At 58.4% G+C, this 18,668-nt stretch carries 15 protein-coding genes and 1 pseudogene; 14 read left to right on the forward strand and 2 right to left on the reverse strand.

Annotated elements, in window-relative coordinates; all coding sequences use genetic code 11:
• Positions 1–6: 6 nt before the first annotated feature.
• The 10 genes and pseudogenes from AC3IP0_RS08485 to AC3IP0_RS08530 all read left to right on the forward strand — a co-directional run.
• Positions 7–711 carry a succinate dehydrogenase iron-sulfur subunit gene (locus AC3IP0_RS08485; protein ID WP_095944019.1) on the forward strand — a complete coding sequence of 235 codons (705 nt, stop codon included), beginning with the start codon at positions 7–9 and terminating at the stop codon, positions 709–711.
• A gap of 253 nt (positions 712–964) precedes the next feature.
• A complete protein-coding gene (locus AC3IP0_RS08490; RefSeq protein WP_489318907.1) occupies positions 965–3,796 on the forward strand; it encodes a 2-oxoglutarate dehydrogenase E1 component in 2,832 nt (943 codons plus the stop codon).
• A 42-nt stretch (positions 3,797–3,838) separates the two neighbouring features.
• A complete protein-coding gene (odhB, locus tag AC3IP0_RS08495; protein ID WP_056721685.1) occupies positions 3,839–5,059 on the forward strand; it encodes a 2-oxoglutarate dehydrogenase complex dihydrolipoyllysine-residue succinyltransferase in 1,221 nt (406 codons plus the stop codon).
• 98 nt (positions 5,060–5,157) lie between these two features.
• Positions 5,158–6,594: a dihydrolipoyl dehydrogenase gene (gene lpdA, locus AC3IP0_RS08500; RefSeq protein WP_053156817.1), complete on the forward strand. Its 1,437-nt coding sequence runs from the start codon at positions 5,158–5,160 to the stop codon at positions 6,592–6,594.
• Between the two features lie 198 nt (positions 6,595–6,792).
• Positions 6,793–7,959, forward strand: coding sequence for an ADP-forming succinate--CoA ligase subunit beta (sucC, locus tag AC3IP0_RS08505; RefSeq protein WP_007919879.1), 1,167 nt, complete (start codon positions 6,793–6,795; stop codon positions 7,957–7,959).
• Complete coding sequence (gene sucD, locus AC3IP0_RS08510) at positions 7,959–8,840, forward strand: succinate--CoA ligase subunit alpha (protein WP_007919877.1); 882 nt, start codon at positions 7,959–7,961, stop codon at positions 8,838–8,840. Before sucC ends, sucD begins: the two co-directional genes overlap by 1 nt.
• A gap of 384 nt (positions 8,841–9,224) precedes the next feature.
• Complete coding sequence (brnQ, locus tag AC3IP0_RS08515) at positions 9,225–10,538, forward strand: branched-chain amino acid transport system II carrier protein (protein ID WP_150724530.1); 1,314 nt, start codon at positions 9,225–9,227, stop codon at positions 10,536–10,538.
• A gap of 537 nt (positions 10,539–11,075) precedes the next feature.
• Positions 11,076–12,368, forward strand: a complete 1,293-nt coding sequence (gene ltrA / locus AC3IP0_RS08520) for a group II intron reverse transcriptase/maturase (RefSeq protein ID WP_489317168.1) — start codon at positions 11,076–11,078, stop codon at positions 12,366–12,368.
• 207 nt (positions 12,369–12,575) lie between these two features.
• Positions 12,576–13,313 (forward strand): DUF599 domain-containing protein, encoded by a 738-nt coding sequence (locus tag AC3IP0_RS08525; protein WP_489318909.1) that lies wholly within the window; start codon positions 12,576–12,578, stop codon positions 13,311–13,313.
• 20 nt (positions 13,314–13,333) lie between these two features.
• A pseudogene (locus AC3IP0_RS08530) lies at positions 13,334–13,450 on the forward strand (MAPEG family protein); the annotation flags it as partial.
• Between the two features lie 67 nt (positions 13,451–13,517).
• Here the strand turns inward: AC3IP0_RS08530 and AC3IP0_RS08535 are convergent.
• Positions 13,518–13,742, reverse strand: coding sequence for a hypothetical protein (locus AC3IP0_RS08535; RefSeq protein ID WP_489318910.1), 225 nt, complete (start codon positions 13,740–13,742; stop codon positions 13,518–13,520).
• Between the two features lie 158 nt (positions 13,743–13,900).
• Here AC3IP0_RS08535 and AC3IP0_RS08540 point away from each other — a divergent pair, with 158 nt between their 5' ends.
• From AC3IP0_RS08540 to AC3IP0_RS08555, 4 genes are all read left to right on the forward strand, one after another.
• Positions 13,901–14,377, forward strand: coding sequence for a PaaI family thioesterase (locus AC3IP0_RS08540; RefSeq protein WP_489318911.1), 477 nt, complete (start codon positions 13,901–13,903; stop codon positions 14,375–14,377).
• Positions 14,374–14,826 carry a PaaI family thioesterase gene (locus AC3IP0_RS08545; RefSeq protein WP_489318912.1) on the forward strand — a complete coding sequence of 151 codons (453 nt, stop codon included), beginning with the start codon at positions 14,374–14,376 and terminating at the stop codon, positions 14,824–14,826. Before AC3IP0_RS08540 ends, AC3IP0_RS08545 begins: the two co-directional genes overlap by 4 nt.
• An 81-nt stretch (positions 14,827–14,907) precedes the next feature.
• Positions 14,908–16,812 carry a molecular chaperone HtpG gene (htpG, locus tag AC3IP0_RS08550; protein WP_489318913.1) on the forward strand — a complete coding sequence of 635 codons (1,905 nt, stop codon included), beginning with the start codon at positions 14,908–14,910 and terminating at the stop codon, positions 16,810–16,812.
• 66 nt (positions 16,813–16,878) lie between these two features.
• Positions 16,879–17,607 carry a dienelactone hydrolase family protein gene (locus AC3IP0_RS08555; protein WP_489318914.1) on the forward strand — a complete coding sequence of 243 codons (729 nt, stop codon included), beginning with the start codon at positions 16,879–16,881 and terminating at the stop codon, positions 17,605–17,607.
• A gap of 161 nt (positions 17,608–17,768) precedes the next feature.
• Here the strand turns inward: AC3IP0_RS08555 and AC3IP0_RS08560 are convergent, their stop codons facing one another.
• Positions 17,769–18,629, reverse strand: coding sequence for a pirin family protein (locus AC3IP0_RS08560; RefSeq protein ID WP_489318915.1), 861 nt, complete (start codon positions 18,627–18,629; stop codon positions 17,769–17,771).
• Positions 18,630–18,668: the final 39 nt, after the last annotated feature.

An 18,668-nucleotide genomic window follows, 5' to 3' on the forward strand; every position in this document is an offset into this window, starting at 1 on the left:
GCCGCCATGTTGCAAGTCAGCGTTTATCGTTACAACCCTGATCAGGACGCCGCGCCGTTCATGCAGGAATTCCAGGTTGATACCGGTGGTAAAGACCTGATGGTGCTGGACGTGCTGGCCCTGATCAAAGAGCAGGACGAGGGTTTCTCCTATCGTCGCTCTTGCCGTGAAGGTGTTTGCGGTTCCGACGGCATGAACATCAACGGCAAAAACGGCCTGGCATGCGTCACGCCGCTGTCTGCTGTCGTAAAAGGTAACAAGTTGATCGTTCGTCCTCTGCCAGGTTTGCCGGTTATCCGTGACCTGGTCGTCGATATGAGCATCTTCTACAAGCAATACGAAAAGGTTAAGCCATACCTGCAGAACGACACGCCGGCTCCGGCCATCGAGCGTCTGCAGTCCCCTGAAGAACGTGAAAAGCTGGACGGTCTGTACGAGTGCATCCTGTGCGCTTGCTGCTCGACTTCCTGCCCGTCCTTCTGGTGGAACCCGGACAAGTTCCTGGGTCCGGCTGCTCTGCTGCAAGCCTACCGCTTCCTGGCAGACAGCCGTGACACCAAGACGTCCGAGCGTCTGGCTTCGCTGGATGACCCGTTCAGCGTATTCCGCTGCCGCGGGATCATGAACTGCGTCAGCGTATGTCCGAAAGGCCTGAACCCGACTAAGGCCATCGGTCACATCCGTAACATGTTGCTCTCAAGCGGCGTGTGATTCAGCTGCTGTACCCGCTGTACCCGTAGATGCTGCGGCGCAGGCTTCAACCGGCGCCGTAGTTTTAACCTGAGCAGCAGCTTAAAAGGCTGCGGCTCTTATTTTGAAGAAATGAGACAAGCAGGGGCATCCGGGCTGGTACCCGGACTATCAGTGTGATCCTAGTGGCTTGTTTTGGTCGCTGCATTCGGACTTCTGCAAGTTTGCTCGGTGTCGACACCGATGGTGTTCCCCTAACCGAGGGTGACCAAGCATGCAAGAAAGCGTGATGCAGCGCATGTGGAACAGTGCCTACCTATCCGGTAGTAACGCTGCCTATGTGGAAGAGCTTTACGAGCTCTACCTGCACGACCCTAACGCTGTGCCAGAAGAGTGGCGCACCTACTTCCAGAAGTTGCCTGCTGACGGCAACTCTGCCACCGATGTTTCGCACTCCACAATTCGCGATCATTTCGTCTTGCTGGCAAAGAACCAGCGCCGCGCCCAACCGGTTTCCGCCGGCAGCGTGAGCAGTGAGCACGAGAAGAAGCAAGTTGAAGTGCTGCGATTGATCCAGGCCTACCGTATGCGTGGCCACCAGGCAGCCCAGCTTGACCCGCTGGGGCTGTGGCAGCGTCCTGCACCTGCAGACCTGTCGATCAATCATTACGGCTTGACCAATGCCGATCTTGATACGACCTTCCGTGCCGGCGACCTGTTCATCGGCAAAGAGGAAGCGAGCCTACGCGAAATTCACGAAGCGTTGCAGCAGACATATTGCCGCACCATCGGCGCTGAGTTCACGCATATCACCGATTCCGAGCAGCGCCAGTGGTTCCAGCAGCGTCTGGAAAGCGTGCGCGGTCGTCCGACGTACTCCGCCGACATCAAGAGCCACCTGCTCGAGCGCGTGACCGCCGGCGAAGGCCTGGAAAAATACCTGGGCACCAAATACCCGGGTACCAAGCGTTTCGGTCTGGAAGGCGGCGAAAGCCTGATTCCGATGCTCGACGAGCTGATCCAGCGTTCCGGTTCCTACGGCACCAAGGAAATCGTCATCGGCATGGCCCACCGTGGCCGTCTGAACGTGCTGGTCAACACCTTCGGCAAGAACCCGCGCGAGCTGTTCGACGAGTTCGAAGGCAAGAAGAAGGTCGAGCTGGGTTCCGGTGACGTTAAGTACCACCAGGGCTTCTCGTCCAACGTGATGACCACCGGCGGTGAAGTTCACCTGGCCATGGCGTTCAACCCGTCCCACCTGGAAATCGTTTCCCCGGTGGTCGAGGGTTCGGTTCGCGCCCGTCAGGACCGTCGTAACGATCCAACCGGTGAGAAGGTTCTGCCGATCTCCATCCACGGTGACGCTGCGTTCGCAGGTCAGGGCGTGGTCATGGAAACCTTCCAGATGTCGCAGACCCGCGGTTTCAAAACCGGCGGCACCGTGCACATCGTGATCAACAACCAGGTCGGTTTCACCATCAGCAACCCGCTGGACTCGCGTTCCACCGAGTACGCTACCGACGTTGCGAAAATGATCCAGGCGCCGATCCTCCATGTGAATGGTGATGATCCGGAAGCCGTATTGTTCGTGACCCAGCTGGCCATCGACTACCGCATGCAGTTCAAGCGTGACGTGGTGATCGACCTGGTCTGCTACCGTCGTCGCGGCCACAACGAGGCCGACGAGCCAAGCGGCACCCAGCCGATCATGTATCAGCAGATCACCAAACAGCGCACCACCCGTGAGCTGTATGCCGATCGTCTGACCCAGGGCGGTGTGCTGGACGCTGAACGCGTTCAGGCGAAAGTCGACGAATACCGCAACGCGCTGGACAACGGTCTGCACGTGGTGAAGAGCCTGGTCAAAGAGCCGAACAAAGAGTTGTTCGTGGATTGGCGTCCGTACCTGGGCCATGCCTGGACCGCGCGTCACGACACTCGCTTCGATCTGAAGACCCTGCAGGAACTGTCCGCCAAGCTGCTGGAAATCCCGGAAGGCTTCGTGGTTCAGCGCCAGGTTGCGAAGATCTACGAAGATCGTCAGAAGATGCAAGCCGGCGGCCTGCCGATCAACTGGGGTTACGCCGAAACCATGGCGTACGCGACCCTGGCGTTCGAAGGTCACCCGATTCGCATGACTGGCCAGGACATCGGCCGCGGTACGTTCTCGCACCGTCATGCTGTCTTGCACAACCAGAAAGACGCGGGCACCTACATCCCGCTGCAGAACCTGTACAACGGCCAGCCACGTTTCGACCTGTACGATTCGTTCCTGTCCGAAGAAGCCGTACTGGCGTTCGAATACGGTTACTCGACCACCACGCCTGAGGCGCTGGTGATCTGGGAAGCCCAGTTCGGCGACTTCGCCAACGGTGCCCAGGTGGTTATCGACCAGTTCATCACCAGTGGCGAGCACAAGTGGGGCCGTCTGTGCGGTCTGACCATGTTGCTGCCGCACGGTTATGAAGGTCAGGGGCCGGAGCACTCCTCGGCGCGTCTGGAGCGTTACCTGCAGCTGTGCGCCGAGCACAACATTCAGGTAGCCGTGCCGACTACGCCGGCACAGATCTATCACTTGCTGCGTCGTCAGGTTATTCGCCCTCTACGCAAGCCATTGATCGTTCTGACACCGAAGTCGCTGCTGCGCCACAAGCTGGCCATCTCGACGCTGGAAGATCTGGCCGAAGGTTCGTTCCAGACCGTGGTCCCGGAAATCGATGCCCAAGACCCGAAAAAGGTCGAGCGCGTTGTTCTGTGTAGCGGCAAGGTCTACTACGACCTGCTGGAAAAACGCCGTGCCGAAGGTCGTGACGACATCGCTGTCGTGCGTATCGAGCAGCTGTACCCATTCCCTGAGGACGACTTGAAAGAAGTCCTGGCGCCTTACACCAACGTCAAACATGCCGTCTGGTGCCAGGAAGAGCCGATGAACCAGGGTGCGTGGTACTGCAGCCAACACCACATGCGTCGCAGCATCAGCAACCTCAACAAGTCTCTCGTACTCGAGTACGCGGGCCGTGAGGCTTCTGCTGCACCAGCATGCGGTTACGCATCGATGCACGCCGAACAGCAGGAAAAACTGCTGCAAGACGCCTTTACTGTTTAACGCCTTCGCGCACCTGAAACCGAATTTAAGGAACCACAGACAATGGCTATCGAGATCAAAGCCCCCACTTTCCCGGAATCGGTTGCCGATGGCACCGTTGCCACCTGGCACAAGCAACCGGGCGACGCGGTCAAGCGCGACGAACTGATCGTCGACATCGAAACCGACAAAGTCGTGCTGGAAGTGCTGGCTACCGCTGACGGCGTGCTGGGCGCTATCGTCAAGAACGAAGGCGAAACCGTTCTGTCCGACGAAGTCCTGGGCTCCATCGTTGAAGGCGGCGCTGCTGCTGCCGCTCCGGCTGCCGCTGCTGCTCCGGCCGCTGCTGCCGCTGCTCCAGCTGCCGGCGCTGACGAAGACGCTATCGCAGCTCCGGCTGCTCGCAAGCTGGCCGAAGAAAACGGCATCAACCTGGCTTCCGTCAAAGGCACCGGCAAAGATGGTCGTGTAACCAAGGAAGACGTGGTTGCCGCTGTCGAAGCCAAGAAAGCTGCTCCTGCTGCCGCACCTGCCAAGGCTGCTGCTCCGGCTGCCGCTGCTCCTGTGTTTGCCGCTGGCGATCGCATCGAGAAGCGCGTACCGATGACCCGCGTACGTGCCACCGTGGCCAAGCGTCTGGTTGAAGCTCAATCGAACATGGCGATGCTGACCACTTTCAACGAAGTCGACATGACCGAAGTCATGGCCCTGCGTTCGAAGTACAAGGACCTGTTCGAGAAGTCCCACAACGGCGTGCGCCTGGGCTTCATGTCGTTCTTCGTGAAAGCGGCCACCGAAGCGCTGAAACGCTTCCCGGCTGTCAACGCCTCGATCGACGGCGGCGACATCGTTTACCACGGCTACGCTGACGTCGGTGTTGCAGTTTCCAGCGATCGCGGCCTGGTTGTACCGGTTCTGCGTAACGCCGAACTGATGAGCCTGGCTGAAATCGAAGGCGGCATCGCCACCTTCGGCAAGAAAGCCCGCGACGGCAAACTGTCGATGGACGAAATGACCGGTGGTACTTTCACCATCACCAACGGTGGTACTTTCGGTTCGATGATGTCGACCCCGATCGTCAACCCGCCACAAGCAGCCATCCTGGGCATGCACAACATCATCCAGCGTCCGATGGCCATCAACGGTCAGGTCGTTATCCGTCCGATGATGTACCTGGCACTGTCCTACGATCACCGTCTGATCGATGGCAAAGAAGCTGTGACCTTCCTGGTGACCATCAAGAACCTGCTGGAAGATCCGGCTCGTCTGTTGCTGGATATCTGATAGAAGCAGCCATGAGCTGCAAGCTCGAGCTGTCGGAAAACCCGCAGCCCGGCTTGCCGCTCGCGGCTTGAAGCTTTTCGCTAAAGAGGATTTTTTGAATGTCGCAGAAATTTGACGTAGTAGTGATCGGCGCGGGCCCTGGCGGTTACGTGGCTGCCATCAAGGCCGCTCAGCTTGGTCTTTCGACGGCCTGCATCGAGAAGTACACCGACAAGGAAGGCAAACTGGCTCTGGGCGGTACCTGCCTGAACGTCGGCTGCATTCCATCCAAGGCCCTGCTGGACAGCTCGTGGAAATTCCATGAAGCCCAGGACGGTTTCGCGATCCACGGTATCAATCACGCTGGCGTGACCATGGACGTGCCAGCGATGGTCGGCCGCAAGGCCAACATCGTCAAAGGCCTGACCTCCGGCGTTGCGACCCTGTTCAAAGCCAACGGTGTGACCTCGATCCAGGGTCACGGCAAGCTGCTGGCCGGCAAGAAAGTCGAAGTCACCAAGCCTGACGGCTCGGTTGAAATCATCGAAGCCGAAAACGTCATCCTGGCTCCAGGTTCGCGTCCGATCGACATTCCGCCAGCTCCGGTTGACCAGAATGTGATCGTTGACTCCACCGGCGCCCTGGAATTCCAATCCGTGCCTAAGCGTCTGGGCGTGATCGGCGCTGGCGTGATCGGTCTGGAACTGGGTTCGGTCTGGTCGCGTCTGGGTGCGGAAGTGACTGTCCTGGAAGCCCTGGACACTTTCCTGATGGCAGCCGACGCCGCTGTTTCCAAGGAAGCGCTGAAAACCCTGACCAAACAGGGTCTGGACATCAAGCTGGGCGCTCGCGTAACCGGTTCCAAAGTGAACGGCGACGAAGTCGTGGTGAACTACACCGATGCCAAGGGCGAACAAAACATCACTTTCGACAAGCTGATCGTAGCCGTTGGTCGCCGTCCGGTGACCACTGATCTGCTGGCTGCCGACTGCGGCGTGACCCTGGACGAGCGCGGTTTCGTGCACGTCGACGATCACTGCGCCACCACCGTACCGGGCGTTTACGCCATCGGCGACGTGGTTCGCGGCATGATGCTGGCGCACAAGGCCTCGGAAGAGGGCATCATGGTTGTCGAGCGCATCAAGGGCCACAAGGCCCAGATGAACTATGATCTGATCCCGTCGGTTATTTATACTCACCCGGAAATCGCATGGGTCGGTAAAACCGAGCAGGCCTTGAAAGCTGAAGGCGTTGAAGTTAACGTCGGCACCTTCCCGTTCGCAGCCTCTGGCCGTGCCATGGCTGCCAACGACACCGGTGGTTTCGTCAAGGTCATCGCAGATGCCAAGACAGACCGCGTATTGGGCGTCCACGTGATTGGCCCAAGCGCTGCGGAACTGGTTCAGCAGGGCGCGATCGGTATGGAATTCGGCACCAGCGCTGAAGACCTGGGCATGATGGTTTTCTCCCATCCGACCCTGTCTGAAGCCTTGCACGAAGCTGCTTTGGCTGTGAATGGCGGCGCCATCCACATCGCCAACCGCAAGAAGCGTTAAGACATAATAAGAAACCACGGCGGTTTGGCCCGTCGTGAGCCTTGCATGCAAGACTCACCGCGGAATATCCGCTGGACGCAGTCTTGCATAGCTGCACCGGGTATCCGGAAAGGCTATGCAAGCAGCAGTCACAGGTGGTGCGGCACTTGAAAGAGTGCAGCACCGAATGCGCAGTACCTAACGAAGACGGTAAAAAGCATGAATCTTCACGAGTATCAGGGTAAGCAGCTGTTCGCTGAATACGGCCTGCCAGTTTCCACTGGTTATGCAGTAGACACCCCGGAAGCAGCAGCAGAAGCTTGCGACAAAATCGGCGGCAGCGAGTGGGTTGTCAAAGCCCAGGTCCACGCCGGTGGTCGCGGTAAAGCGGGCGGCGTAAAGCTGGTTCGCAGCAAAGAAGACGCCAAAGCCTTCGCACAGCAGTGGCTGGGCAAGCGTCTGGTGACTTACCAGACTGACGCCAATGGCCAGCCAGTCACCAAGATCCTGGTTGAATCGTGCACTGATATCGCTAAAGAGCTGTACCTGGGCGCTGTCGTTGACCGTTCGAGCCGTCGTATCGTGTTCATGGCTTCCACCGAAGGTGGCGTGGACATCGAGAAAATCGCTCACGACACTCCAGAAAAAATTCTGAAGGCCACTATCGATCCACTGGTTGGCGCTCAGCCATTCCAGGGTCGCGAGCTGGCATTCCAGCTGGGTCTGGAAGGCAAGCAAGTTGCCCAGTTCGCCAAGATCTTCGTAGGTCTGGCCAAACTGTTCAAGGATCACGACCTGGCCCTGCTGGAAGTGAACCCGCTGGTGATCAAGGCTGACGGCGATCTGCACTGCCTCGATGCCAAGATCAACATCGACGCCAACGCCATGTACCGTCAGCCTAAGCTGAAGACTTTCCACGATCCGTCGCAGGACGATCCGCGCGAAGCGCACGCTGCCAAGTTCGAACTGAACTACGTAGCGCTGGAAGGCAACATCGGTTGCATGGTCAACGGTGCTGGCCTGGCCATGGGTACCATGGACATCGTCAACCTGCATGGCGGCAAGCCAGCCAACTTCCTCGACGTGGGCGGCGGTGCTACCAAGGAACGCGTTACCGAAGCGTTCAAGATCATCCTGTCCGACACTAACGTCGCTGCAGTACTGGTCAACATCTTCGGCGGCATCGTTCGTTGCGACATGATTGCCGAAGGCATCATCGGCGCTGTGAAAGAAGTCGGCGTGAAAATCCCGGTTGTTGTTCGCCTTGAAGGCAACAACGCTGAGCTGGGCGCTAAAGTACTGGCAGAAAGCGGTTTGAACATCATCGCTGCTACCAGCCTGACCGACGCTGCTCAACAAGTTGTCAAAGCTGCGGAGGGCAAATAATGAGCGTCCTGATCAATAAAGACACCAAAGTTATCTGCCAGGGTATTACCGGTTCGCAAGGTAGTTTCCACACCCAGCAAGCCATCGAGTACGGCACCAAGATGGTTGGTGGTGTAACTCCAGGCAAAGGCGGCACCGAGCACCTGGGCCTGCCAGTGTTCAACACCGTGAAAGACGCTGTAGCTGCCACTGGCGCCACCGCCAGCGTGATCTACGTTCCGGCTCCTTTCTGCAAGGACTCGATCCTGGAAGCTGCCTTCGGCGGCATCAAGCTGATCGTGTGCATCACCGAAGGCATTCCTACCCTGGACATGCTGGACGCTAAAGTTAAGTGCGACGAACTGGGCGTAGTCCTGATCGGCCCTAACTGCCCAGGCGTGATCACCCCAGGCGAATGCAAGATCGGCATCATGCCAGGTCACATTCACTTGCCAGGCAAGGTCGGTATCGTTTCCCGTTCCGGCACCCTGACCTACGAAGCTGTGAAGCAGACTACTGACGCCGGTTTCGGTCAGTCGACTTGCGTCGGCATCGGTGGTGACCCGATCCCGGGTTCGAACTTCATCGACATCCTGAAGCTGTTCCAGGAAGACCCGAAGACCGAAGCGATCGTGATGATCGGTGAGATCGGTGGTTCGGCTGAAGAAGAAGCGGCTGCCTACATCAAGGCACACGTGACCAAGCCGGTTGTTTCCTACATCGCTGGTGTGACTGCTCCTCCGGGCAAGCGCATGGGCCATGCTGGCGCAATCATCTCTGGCGGCAAAGGCACTGCAGACGAGAAATTCGCTGCTCTGCAAGACGCAGGCGTTAAAACCGTGCGTTCGCTGGCAGACATCGGCAAGGCCCTGGCCGAGCTGACTGGTTGGGCTGTCAAGTAAGCCGCGCGCTTAACTGACGCTTCACCAAACAAAGGCCACCTTCGGGTGGCCTTTGTTGTTTCTGAAGATCAAAAGATCGCAGCCTTCGGCAGCTCCTACAGAAGATCGCATTCCCCTGTAGGAGCTGCCGAAGGCTGCGATCTTTTGATCTTTATTGAAATTTAGGTATGTAAACGCGACACAAAAATGTCGTATATCGGATAGTTCGCCCTCTAACAGTGCGTTTATCGGCCAAATTCGTTAGGCTACGCGCCATTTTTGCGTCTGCGGCCCACAAGGCGGCAACGCGCTAAAAGGGTCGGTCTTATACGGACTGACAGCATTTCCCTCACCCATAGGGAAATCCCTCTCTAAATTCCGATTCAGTAGTGTGGTATTTCCTTAATGAAAGTGTTGAAAGGCCAGGACATCCTGGCACTTGGTTTTATGACGTTTGCCCTGTTCGTCGGGGCTGGCAACATCATCTTCCCGCCTATCGTCGGTTTGCAGTCCGGGCCCAATGTCTGGATGGCGGCGCTGGGTTTCCTGGTCACGGCGGTCGGTTTGCCGGTGATCACTGTTGTGGCGCTGGCCAAGGTCGGCGGTGCAATGGATGCCTTGAGCAGCCCGATCGGTAAAGTCGCCGGTGGCCTGCTGGCAGCGGCGTGTTACCTCGCTGTTGGCCCGCTGTTCGCGACGCCACGTACCGCGACCGTATCCTTCGAAGTGGGCCTGGCGCCGCTGACCGGCGAGAGCCCGCTGGCATTGTTCCTGTACAGCTCGGTGTACTTCCTGCTGGTGTTCTTCATCTCGCTGTATCCAGGCCGTTTGCTGGATACCGTAGGGCGCTTCCTCGCGCCGCTGAAGATCATCGCCCTGGCCGCGCTGGGCATTGCAGCGTTCGCTTTGCCGGCTGGTGACATTGGCCAAGCCACGCCTGAATACGTGGCGGCGCCGTTTTCCCAAGGATTCATCAATGGTTACCTGACCATGGATACCTTGGGCGCGCTGGTGTTCGGCATCGTCATCGTCAACGCCATCCGTTCCCGCGGTGTCGAGTCGCCAGCTCTGATCACCCGTTATGCGATCATCGCCGGCCTGATTGCCGGCGTGGGCCTGGCGCTGGTTTACGTCAGCCTGTTCCGTCTCGGTTCGGGCAGCCATGAAGTGGCCGCTGGCGCTACCAATGGCGCGGCGGTATTGCACGCTTACGTGCAGCACACCTTCGGTTCGCTGGGCAGCGGCTTCCTTGCGGTGCTGATCTCCCTGGCGTGCCTGGTGACCGCGGTCGGCCTGACCTGCGCCTGCGCCGAGTACTTCAGCCGTGTGGTGCCGCTGTCCTACAAGACACTGGTGATCATCCTCGCTGCGTTCTCGCTGCTGGTGTCCAACCTGGGCCTGACCAAGCTGATTGCGTTCTCGATCCCGGTACTCACCGCGATCTACCCGCCGTGCATCGTTCTGGTGGCGCTGAGCTTCTGCAAGGACTTCTGGCATGAGCAGGGTCGTATCCTCGGCCCGGTGATGCTGGTGTCGTTCATCTTCGGCCTGATCGACGCCCTCAAGGGTGCCGGCCTGGCGGACTGGATGCCGACGCAAATGGCCCACCTGCCGCTGAGCGAGCAGGGCCTGGCCTGGCTGGTGCCGTCGGTGATGACACTGGTGGTCGCGGTGGTTTGCGATCGCCTGCTGGGCAAGCGCGCCGAAGCCTTGGCTTAAGTCGCTTCACGACCCGCCACAAGCGGGTCTTGAGCAGAAACAGAAATGCCCCGTATCAATCGATACGGGGCATTTTTTTGGTGCGCCCAGCATGGGCGCGATCTTGTGGGTGAAAGTCCCACCGTAAGCTGACCACAGTGAACGAAGTGAAGCGCAACTGCATGAGGGCGACCGAGTGTGGGGAGGAAGCGTGGAGCGAAACCGTGAGCCGATGAACAAGAACCGGATACAAGGCGAAGCCGATCAGGGCGAGCGGGCCATAAATCGCGAAGCTCTTGTGGTCAACGATCAGGCTGCGTAAATCCGGCGGTTGTGCGGGGAAGGATTGCGTTCTTACCTGGGGAGATCTCGCCTTGTGCCTGAAAGGGCGACGGTGCAGGCCGGAGCGAGAAGTCAGCAGAGGCCGTAGTAGTCATTTTTTTTTTTTTGACGAAGGGCCGAACGAGAGAAAGCGTTATAGGCCATGTTGATGCGAACGACCGGAAGTCAGATGCCTGCCAAACGCGGGGCGGATGTGAGGACGCGAGCGGTGAAACCGTGAGAAGCCCCATCAGCGACGAGGTCAATCGCCCGCAAGATGAATTTGATAACGCAGGGCAAGGGCTGCTGGAACGGGCCTTTGCGAGAGAAAACCTGAAACGGGCGTGGAAACGGGTCAAGGCCAACAAAGGGGCAGCGGGGGTCGACGGTCTGGACATTGAACAGACGGCCGAACATCTACTGACCCAGTGGCCAGCGATTTGCGAACAGCTTCTTTCGGGCGTCTACCGGCCCAGTCCGGTACGGCGTGTGGTCATCCCCAAGCCTGACGGCGGCGAACGTGAGTTGGGTATTCCAACGGTCACCGACCGCTTGATCCAGCAAGCGCTGCTGCAAGTCTTGCAGCCACTCCTTGATCCGACTTTCAGTGAACACAGCTACGGCTTTCGTCCGGGACGTTGTGCGCAGGACGCCGTTCTGGCGGCTCAGCGCTACGTGTCTTCAGGGCGCAAAGTGGTGGTGGATGTAGATATGGAGAAGTTCTTCGACCGGGTCAATCACGACATCTTGATTGATCGTTTACGCAAGCGGATTGCGGATCGGTCGGTCATCCGGCTGGTCCGTGCGTATCTGGATGCGGGAACGCTGATCAATGGCGTGGTCGAGAAAAGCCGCTGCGGGGCGCCGCAAGGCGGCCCGCTGTCGCCGTTGCTGGCGAACGTGCTGCTGGACGAAGTGGATCGGGAGCTTGAACGTCGAGGTCATTGTTTCGTGCGCTATGCCGACGATGCGAATGTGTATGTTCGCAGTCGCAAGGCTGGGCAGCGGGTGATGTCTTTGCTGGAGCGTCTGTATGGAAAGCTGCACTTGAGCGTCAACGAGAGCAAGAGTGCGGTGGCGAGTGCATTTGGTCGCAAGTTTCTTGGGTACGCCTTTTGGGCGTCGCCCAAAGGTGTCAAAAGAGCCGTGGCGATCAAGGCGCGAAAGCAGTTCAAGCAACGGATACGCGAACTGACCCGCCGCTCAGGTGGCCGCAGTATGCGACAAGTTGTCGAGAATCTACGCCCTTATCTCTTGGGCTGGAAAACTTACTTTGGGTTGTCACAAACACCGAAAATCTGGCGAGAGCTGGACGAATGGATACGACACCGATTGCGGGCGATCCAGCTTAAGCAGTGGAGGCGTGGACCGACGATCTACCGCGAACTGAGGGCGCTGGGAGCCAGCAGCCAAACGGCCCGGAAAGTGGCGGCCAACTCGTATAGCTGGTGGCGTAACAGCCGATTTGAGCTGAATCGAGTGTTGGATCTAGCGTGGTTTGACAGGCTGGGACTGGTGCGCCTCTCATAACCTCAATCTCTCGAACCGCCCGGTGCGGACCCGCATGCCGGGTGGTGTGGCAGGGGAGCGGCCTGTGAAGGACGCCCCCTATGCCGATTGAGGGATGCGGTGTCTTTTCCGTTGAGCTAACGTCGAAGCACTGCAACACCCTTTGTGGGAGCGAGCTAGCTCCCACAAAGGGTCTGTGTAATCCGCATTTACATCACAAGGACCTGCATGTCGTTCATCCAAGCCAACCTGATCCACATTCTTGCCGCCGTCTGGTTCGTTATCTGCTGGGGCGGGTACACCCGCTATGCCACATGGAAAGGCCGTGACACCGCGTGTCTGGCCAGTGTGCTGCACCTGTATCGCGAGGACTGGATGCGCCGTATGCTGCTGCGCGACAACCGCATCGCCGATGCCAGCGTGATCGGCAACCTGGAGCGCAATGCTTCGTTCTTCGCCTCCAGTACATTGATTATCCTGGCCGGTATTCTCACGGTATTGGGGGCTTCGGAACGGGCGGTATCCTTGCTGGCGGATATCCCGATGGTGCAACAGGCGTCCCAGGGCATGTCGGAAATCAAGTTGCTGTGCCTGGCGCTGGTGTTTGTCTATGCGTTCTTCACGTTCAGTTGGTGTATGCGCCAGTACAACTTCGCCGCCATTCTGGTCGGCTCGGCGCCGATGGTCGGTGAACGCCATGTGTCCGAGCAGGAGCGCAAGGCCTTTGCCGCCCGTGCCGCCCGTGTCATCTCCATGGCCGCCAACCAGTTCAACTTTGGCCTGCGCTCTTATTACTTCGGCATGACCATGCTGGCCTGGTTCGTCAGCCCATGGCTGTTCATGTTGATGAGTGCCGGTGTGGTGTTCGTATTGTATCGCCGCGAGTTTCACTCCGATGTTCTCGACGTGATGGTCTATACCCCAACAGAGGCGCCATTGGCCGAGGTGAGTAAAGAGGCAGCCTGATCGGGTACCCGCGCGCTGGCTATCCAGTGTGTTACTGGAAAGACCTGGCCTGGCAGCGCAGTCTGGTTTGGCTGGTGGGATTAATCTGTTCGCTGTTGCTGATGATTAGTCCGACTTTTCGAACGATTTTGCTCTAAGCGCTTTTTTCAAGACAAAAGAAAACCCGCACTTGGCGGGTTTTCTTTTGCCACTCTAAAAACCGTATTAGTTCTTAGGTGCTTCCGGAGCGGCCGGAGCAGCCTGATCTTTGGCGGCTTCGGCGTTTTCTTTCGCCGCGTCGTTCACTTTATCCTGAGCTTCGTTCATTTTTTGCTGGGCTTGCTCAGCATTTTGGTTAGCATCTTGAGCTTTGTCCTCGGATTTTTTATCGCAGGCAGCGAGACCGAGGGAAGCGGTCAACATCAAGGCAATAGCTAAAGTCTTACGCATGGGGTGTTTCTCCTGATGAAAAGCATCTACTGGCATTAAGAGCCCACGCATCAGGGTTAAGTTCCTTAATTCTTTCAGATATATAAGTTTGTTCTAGTGCGGAACTTTTACCCGGACCGCCACTTCACTGTACGGACATAAACAAGAGCTTTTATCAAATGGCTGAAAACCCCGTTTTTGAGCGTGCGATGCGCTTTCTGTCGGCGCTGCGACATTGCCAGGTACTTGGACTAAGCGTTCACAGCGCCAGCAACGAAGGGCTGACGATTGTGCTGCCCTACAGCCCGCAGATCGTCGGTAATCCGGAAACCGGCGTGATTCATGGCGGGGCGCTGACCTCGCTGATGGACACCGCCTGTGGCATGGCGACCCTCTGCGTGCTCCCGGAATTCGAAGTCTGCCCGACCCTCGACCTGCGCATCGACTACATGCACGCCGCCGAGCCACATAAGGATGTCTACGGCTTTGCCCAGTGCTATCGGGTCACCACCGACGTGATTTTTGCCCGTGGCTTCGCCTATCAGGATGACCCCGGGCAACCCATTGCCCATGTGATGGGCACTTTCATGCGTATGGGCAAGAACATCAAAGGCACCAAGGGTTTTGGTGGCACGGTTGCCGGAGGTGCGCAATGAGCGACTCGCTGAAGGATCGGTTGCAAAAAGCCCACGAGCAGGGCGATTACGCCTCGCTGCTGGATTTGATTCCCTATGCCCGGCTGATCGGCGTCGAATGTTCACGGGTGGGAGATGAGTTGCTGTTCAAGCTGCCAGCGAACAAGGACAACATCGGTAACCCGTTGTTGCCGGCGATTCATGGCGGTGTGATCGCCGGTTTCATGGAATTGGCCGCGGCGCTGCACCTGTTGGTGTTCACCGGGTCGCCCGGGGTGCCGAAGATCATCGACTTCTCCCTGGATTACCTGCGAGCCGGGCAATTTCGCGATACCTGGGCCCGATGCCAGGTCTGGCGCCAGGGTCGCCGGGTCGCCAATGTGGCGATTACCGCCTGGCAAAGCACCGAAGCCGAACCCATTGCCACGGCCCGCGCACATTTCAAACTCGAAGAGCCCTTGAAATCCTGAACTCAGCCCCAAACTCTGAGAACAACCCGCCGTCGACCCTCAAGGTCTCGGCTTATGCCATCTGATTGGAGTTTGATGACCATGAGTGTGGAAACTCAAAAGGAAACCCTGGGCTTCCAGACCGAGGTGAAGCAGCTGCTGCATCTCATGATCCATTCGCTGTATTCCAACAAGGAAATTTTCCTTCGCGAATTGATCTCGAACGCCTCTGACGCTGTCGACAAGTTACGTTTCGAAGCCCTGGCCAAGCCAGAGCTGCTGGAAGGTGGCGCCGAACTGAAAATCCGCGTGAGCTTCGACAAAGACGCTAAAACCGTCACCCTCGAAGACAACGGTATCGGCATGAGCCGCGAAGACGCGATCACCCACCTGGGTACCATCGCCAAGTCCGGCACCGCCGATTTCATGAAGCACCTGAGCGGCGACCAGAAGAAAGACTCGCACCTGATCGGCCAGTTCGGTGTCGGTTTCTACTCCGCCTTCATCGTCGCTGACAAAGTCGATGTGTTCAGTCGTCGTGCCGGCAGCGCTGCCAGCGAAGGTGTGCACTGGTCGTCCAAGGGTGAAGGTGACTTCGAAGTTGCGACCATCGACAAGGCCGAACGCGGCACTCGCATCGTCCTGCACCTGAAATCCGGTGAAGACGAGTTCGCCGATGGCTGGCGCCTGCGCAACATCATCAAGAAGTACTCCGACCACATCGCCTTGCCGATCGAGTTGCCGAAAGAAGTGGCAGCTACCGAAGGCGAAGAGCAGCCGGCCGTTGAGTGGGAAACCGTCAACCGTGCCAGCGCCCTGTGGACCCGTCCGCGTACCGAGATCAAGGACGAGGAATACCAGGAGTTCTACAAGCACATCGCTCACGATTTCGAAAACCCGCTGAGCTGGAGCCACAACAAGGTCGAAGGCAAGCTCGAATACAGCTCGCTGCTGTACGTGCCGACCCGTGCGCCGTTCGACCTGTACCAGCGTGAAGCGCCGAAAGGCCTGAAACTGTACGTGCAGCGCGTGTTCGTCATGGATCAGGCCGAGTCCTTCCTGCCGCTGTACCTGCGCTTCATCAAGGGCGTGGTCGACTCCAACGACCTGTCGCTGAACGTGTCGCGGGAAATCCTGCAGAAAGACCCGATCATCGACTCGATGAAGTCGGCGCTGACCAAGCGTGTCCTGGACATGCTGGAAAAACTGGCGAAGAACGAGCCTGAGCAATACAAGGGCTTCTGGAAAAACTTCGGTCAGGTCATGAAAGAAGGCCCGGCAGAAGATTTCGCCAACAAGGAAAAAATCGCCGGCCTGCTGCGTTTCGCATCGACCCACGGCGACGATGGCGAGCAGGTTGTTGGCCTGGCCGAGTACCTGGCGCGTGCCAAGGAAGGTCAGGACAAGATCTACTACCTGACCGGCGAAACCTACGCTCAGGTCAAAAACAGCCCGCACCTGGAAGTCTTCCGCAAGAAAGGCATCGAAGTGCTGCTGTTGACCGACCGCATCGACGAGTGGCTGATGAGCTACCTCAGCGACTTCGACGGCAAGAGCTTTGTCGACGTGGCGCGCGGTGACCTGGACCTGGGCAACCTGGACTCGGAAGAGGACAAGAAAGCCGCGGAAGAAGTCGCCAAGGCCAAAGAAGGTCTGGTCGAGCGTCTGAAGACCGCGCTGGGCGAATCCGTTGCGGAAGTCCGGGTGTCCCATCGCCTGACCGATTCGCCGGCGATCCTGGCCATCGGCGAGCAGGACCTGGGCATGCAGATGCGCCAGATCCTGGAAGCCAGCGGTCAGAAGGTTCCGGACTCGAAGCCGATTTTCGAATTCAACCCGGCTCACCCGCTGATCGAGAAGCTCGACAACGAGCAGAGCGACGAGCGCTTCGGCGACCTGTCGCACATCCTCTTCGATCAGGCGGCCCTGGCGGCCGGCGACAGCTTGAAAGATCCGGCGGCTTATGTGCGCCGTCTGAACAAGCTATTGGTTGAGTTGTCGGCTTAACTAAGTTGCAGAAAACCCGCTTCGGCGGGTTTTTTCTTTCTCGGGTTTAACCATCAGGAGTCAGAAATGAGCCAAATCACTGTACGTTCCGTTGCCTATCAGATTGACGGCCAGGCTTACGAAAGCCGTCTGGCCTTCGATGCCGACCATAAAGGCCCGCGCCCGGGTTTGTTGATGGCGCCGAACTGGATGGGCGTCAGCGCGGGTGCCGAGGAGATCGCCAGGTCGGTGGCCTCCAAGGGATATGTGGTGCTGATCGCAGACCTTTACGGTCAATCGGTTCGTCCGACGAACAATGACGAGGCCGGCGCGGCCATGATGCCATTGAAGAATGACCGCCCATTGCTGCGCAAGCGCATGCAGGTGGCGTTCGAACAGCTGCAAAGCCAGGGTGAAGTGGCTGTCGATACTTCGAAACTGGCCACTTTCGGTTTCTGCTTCGGCGGTTGCTGCGCCCTGGAGTTTGCCCGTACCGGCGCTCCGGTGAAGGCCGCTGTATCGTTCCACGGCACGCTGGATACACTGAATCCGGCTGATGCGAAAAACATCAAGGGTAAGGTCCTGGTGCTGCACGGTGCTTCCGATCCATTGGTGCCGAAGGAGCAGTTGCCGGCGTTCGAAGATGAAATGAACGCGGCGGGCGTGGATTGGCAGTTGCTGAGCTACGGCGGTGCGTTCCACTCGTTCACCGACCCCCACGCCAACGTGCCGGGCATGATGATGTATGACGCCAAGGTGGCTGCCCGGGCCTTCACGTCGATGCATAATTTGCTGGATGAAGTGTTCAAGGGCTGATAGCTGTTTTCAGCCTGGATTCGGTCGGTGTCTTCGCCGGCCTCATCGCGAGCAAGCTCGCTCCCACAGGGGAATGGTGTCGTACACAACTCTTGCGGCTGACTCGGTCAACTGTGGGAGCGAGCTTGCTCGCGATGGCGGCATAACTGGTGCTGAAAGTTTCAGGGCAATTCGATCCGCTCACTTTCCCCCGGCACCGTCGGCCAGTCCCCGGCCGCCCAGCGCCGGCGTGCTTCGTCAATCGCCGCCGGATCGCTCGCGACAAAATTCCAGTTGATCCGCCGTGGACCGTCCAGCGGAGCACCGCCAAACAACACGGCATGACTGTCGCTCTCAGCAAACAGGGTCATCTCCTCCCCGGCAGGCAGTACCACCAGCGAGTACGGCTCTATCGGCTCGCCATCCAGTTGCACTTCGCCGCTCAACACATACAGCGCACGTTCTTCATGCTCGGTGGGAATCAGCAATGTGGTCGCCGTTTGCAGGTGCAGTTCCGCGTACAGCGTAGGAGAAAGCACCGGCACTGGCGATTCCAGGCAAAAGCCTGACCCGGCAATCATGCGAATCTTCACCCCCAGGTTTTCGCTGACCGGCAATGTGGACGCTGGATGGTGGCTGTAATGCCCCGGACCTTGTTCTTTATCCTTGGGCGAAGCCAGCCAGATCTGCAAGCCGTGCATTGTGAAACCGCTTTCTCTCAGGGCCGCGGGCGTGCGTTCGACGTGGGCGATGGCACTGCCGGCCGTCATCCAGCTGACGTCGCCAGTCCCGACCACTTGATCGGAACCGAGGCTGTCCTTGTGCTGGATCTGCCCCTGGAACAAGTAGGTGAGGGTGGACAGGCCAATGTGTGGATGCTGGCGGATGTTCATGCCTTTGCCCGGTGGATAGCGGGTTTCCAGCATGTGGTCGAAAAACACGAATGGCCCGACGCTGCGGCACTTGGCCGATGGCAGCGGGCGCAGAATCGGCTGGCCTTCGACATCTTCGGTGCGGGGGCGGATCACGAGCGGAGTGTTCATGGTGCGTTCCAGGCTGAGCGGGTAATGCGTTCGAGCATA

The organism is Pseudomonas sp. GL_103 (assembly GCF_057835175.1).

Excerpts from the sequence above, each read along its gene's own strand:
- odhB (WP_056721685.1), top strand. The coding sequence starts at position 3,839 with ATGGCTATCGAGATCAAAGCCCCCACTTTCCCGGAATCGGTTGCCGAT.
- AC3IP0_RS08485 (WP_095944019.1), top strand. The coding sequence starts at position 7 with ATGTTGCAAGTCAGCGTTTATCGTTACAACCCTGATCAGGACGCCGCG.
- AC3IP0_RS08540 (WP_489318911.1), top strand. The coding sequence starts at position 13,901 with ATGGCTGAAAACCCCGTTTTTGAGCGTGCGATGCGCTTTCTGTCGGCG.
- AC3IP0_RS08535 (WP_489318910.1), bottom strand. The coding sequence starts at position 13,742 with ATGCGTAAGACTTTAGCTATTGCCTTGATGTTGACCGCTTCCCTCGGT.
- htpG (WP_489318913.1), top strand. The coding sequence starts at position 14,908 with ATGAGTGTGGAAACTCAAAAGGAAACCCTGGGCTTCCAGACCGAGGTG.
- sucC (WP_007919879.1), top strand. The coding sequence starts at position 6,793 with ATGAATCTTCACGAGTATCAGGGTAAGCAGCTGTTCGCTGAATACGGC.
- AC3IP0_RS08545 (WP_489318912.1), top strand. The coding sequence starts at position 14,374 with ATGAGCGACTCGCTGAAGGATCGGTTGCAAAAAGCCCACGAGCAGGGC.
- brnQ (WP_150724530.1), top strand. The coding sequence starts at position 9,225 with ATGAAAGTGTTGAAAGGCCAGGACATCCTGGCACTTGGTTTTATGACG.
- AC3IP0_RS08525 (WP_489318909.1), top strand. The coding sequence starts at position 12,576 with ATGTCGTTCATCCAAGCCAACCTGATCCACATTCTTGCCGCCGTCTGG.
- AC3IP0_RS08490 (WP_489318907.1), top strand. The coding sequence starts at position 965 with ATGCAAGAAAGCGTGATGCAGCGCATGTGGAACAGTGCCTACCTATCC.
- sucD (WP_007919877.1), top strand. The coding sequence starts at position 7,959 with ATGAGCGTCCTGATCAATAAAGACACCAAAGTTATCTGCCAGGGTATT.
- lpdA (WP_053156817.1), top strand. The coding sequence starts at position 5,158 with ATGTCGCAGAAATTTGACGTAGTAGTGATCGGCGCGGGCCCTGGCGGT.
- AC3IP0_RS08560 (WP_489318915.1), bottom strand. The coding sequence starts at position 18,629 with ATGAACACTCCGCTCGTGATCCGCCCCCGCACCGAAGATGTCGAAGGC.
- AC3IP0_RS08555 (WP_489318914.1), top strand. The coding sequence starts at position 16,879 with ATGAGCCAAATCACTGTACGTTCCGTTGCCTATCAGATTGACGGCCAG.